Source organism: Rhodoferax sp. (assembly GCF_039922535.1).
Taxonomy (GTDB): domain Bacteria; phylum Pseudomonadota; class Gammaproteobacteria; order Burkholderiales; family Burkholderiaceae_C; genus Rhodoferax_B.
In genome coordinates, this window is record NZ_JBDTEM010000362.1 from 1 (window position 1) to 2,331 (window position 2,331).

At 62.0% G+C, this 2,331-nt stretch carries 3 protein-coding genes; all 3 read left to right on the plus strand.

All coding sequences use genetic code 11. The features are described from left to right. The coding region (locus ABI213_RS17275; protein WP_348027995.1) for an MFS transporter at positions 1 to 627 on the plus strand (627 nt) is incomplete at its 5' end. Between the two features lie 189 nt (positions 628 to 816). Next, complete coding sequence (locus tag ABI213_RS17280; RefSeq protein ID WP_348005341.1) at positions 817 to 1,149, plus strand: FlxA-like family protein; 333 nt, start codon at positions 817 to 819, stop codon at positions 1,147 to 1,149. Between the two features lie 119 nt (positions 1,150 to 1,268). After that, positions 1,269 to 2,331 (plus strand): TonB-dependent receptor plug domain-containing protein (locus tag ABI213_RS17285; protein WP_348027997.1); only part of this gene is annotated, 1,063 nt, incomplete at its 3' end.

Here is a 2,331-nt window from a genome sequence, read left to right on the forward strand (position 1 = left end):
GTGATTCCAGTGGTCACCACCATCTTTGGCGCGGCCTACGCGGTGCAGCCCGGCTACGGCATCGGCTTCGAGAAAGACATCTACCTGTGGATTCCCGTGCTGGGCAACATCGTGGCGGTGATCGTGATCCCGTATGTGGGCAATCTGTCGGACAAGATTGGCCGCAAGCCGCCCATCATCATCGGCTCCATTGTTTCGGGCCTGCTGTCCTTCGTGTATCTGTATGCCATCAGCATCCACAGTGTGCCCTTGGCGATTTGCATGTCTATCCTGATGTGGGGCATCGTCTACCAAGGCTACAACGCCGTGTTTCCCAGCTTCTACCCCGAGATGTTCCCCACCCGCACCCGGGTCTCGGGCATGGCCATCTCGCAGAACCTGGGCACCCTGGTCACCGCCTTGTTGCCTGCGCTGTTTGCCTACGTAGCGCCTCCCGGTGCCATGGACATTCCGTTCACCGTGGGTTGCATCACGCTGGGCGTGACCGTGGTGGCTGCCATTGCCGCCTTCACCGCCCGCGAAACCTACCGTGTCCACATGGCCGACCTGGGCAACCCCAACGCCGTGCCCGTGCCCAAGCGTGCGTATGACGAAGCGCGTGACAAGCTGATGTCGGCATCGCGCTAAGCCTGTAAACAGGTTCTAACTTGCATGGACTCGGGTGCAACGCACCGCGAGCCATGCAAGTTGTTTCACGTTACCGATGGGACTGGACGGACTTTTTTTCAAAGTCTATCCAGCCCCATTGGCGTTTTGGGCGTGGGTTATTTTGTAGCGCTATGTAAAGACCTCCCGGCATTTGCCGATAAGTAGGGAATGCAAGTTTCATTCTCACCATCGTCCAGCGTGCAAGGCTCTCAGGGCAGCAAACAGATCGCGGCGCTGATGAAGCAGGTACGCCAGCTGACCGAGCAGTTGAAAAACGTGGCCGGGCAAGACATGGAGCCCAAAGCCAAAGAGGAGCGGGTCAAACTGCTGCAGGCCCAGATCCAGATGGTCGAGGCGCAGATCGCCGCCATCCAGCGTGAACAGCAGCAGCAACAGCTCAGCCAGCAGCAAGAGGCGCAAGCCGCCAAAGATGCCCAGACGGCCAAGGACACGCCCCGCCGTGCGCCCGGCTTGGGCGAAAACGTCGACACCTACGCCTGAGCCGGGCCGCCACCGGTAGACGTTCTTATTCGGTGTTGGTGTAAATGCAAATAGTTTGCATTTACACCATTAGAATCTAGGGTTTACGCTGATTTACCCCTAGTTCTCACACCCGAACCATGACCCAAGCTTTCCGACTGCGCCATCTTCCCTTTGTCTTGTCCGTCGCCTACGGTGCGCAGGGTGTCCATGCCCAAGAAGTTGCCCAAGAGGTGACTCAAGAAGTGGCCCCAGCGGCGGCCCAACCGGTAGCGCCAATCGCTGCGCCCCGCCTGTCGGCGGTCACGGTGCAGGCCACTACGGCCAAGGGCTTTGTGCCCACGACGGTAGAGGCGGGCAGCTTCCGCGGCGCCGACATCATGGACGTGCCCTCCACCGTCAACGTCGTCACCCGCGAGGTGTTGGAGCTGCAGGGTGCCGCCGGTTTGTACGACGCGGTGCGCAACACCGCGGGCGTCACGCGCCAGCAAAACGGCGGCGAAACCTGGGACCAGTTGGTGATCCGCGGTATCGGGGTGGAGAACCGCACCAACTACCGCCTCAACGGCTCCATGCCGGTGCTCAACTTTGGGCAAATCCCGATGGAGAACAAAGAGCGCGTGGAGGTGCTCAAGGGCGCATCGGCGCTGTACTACGGCTTCACCACGCCCGCAGGCATCGTCAACCTGGTAACCAAGCGCGCCACGGCCCAACCGGTGACCTCGCTCGGCCTGGTGGTAGACCAGTACGGCACCGCCTTGACTACGGTAGATGTGGGCCGCCGCTTGGGCGACGCGCAGCAGTTTGGCCTGCGCGTCAACGCCGCAGGCGGCGCGCAGGGCGCGTACCTGGATGGCGTGGGCAATGGCAACCGGGGCTTTGCGTCCGCCGCCTTCGACTGGCGCGTCAACAGCCGCCTGACCCTGAAAGCCGACCTCGAATACGACCACCGCAAGACCACCGAGCAGGTGGGCGTGGCCCTGCCCACGGCGGTGAACGGTGTCATCACCCTGCCGCACGCGGTAGACGCGACGAAACTGGTCGGCCCCGATTGGTCCACGTTTGAGACCGACACCCGCAACGCCCAGCTGCGTGCCGACATCAGCTTGAACGACCACTGGGGGCTGACGCTAGAGGCCGGCCAATCGCATGTCGAACGCGACCGCCAACTGGCCATCTTCAGCTTTGCCAACAGTGCCGCCG

Coding starts and splice junctions, on each gene's coding strand:
- ABI213_RS17280 (WP_348005341.1), top strand. CDS start 817: ATGCAAGTTTCATTCTCACCATCGTCCAGCGTGCAAGGCTCTCAGGGC.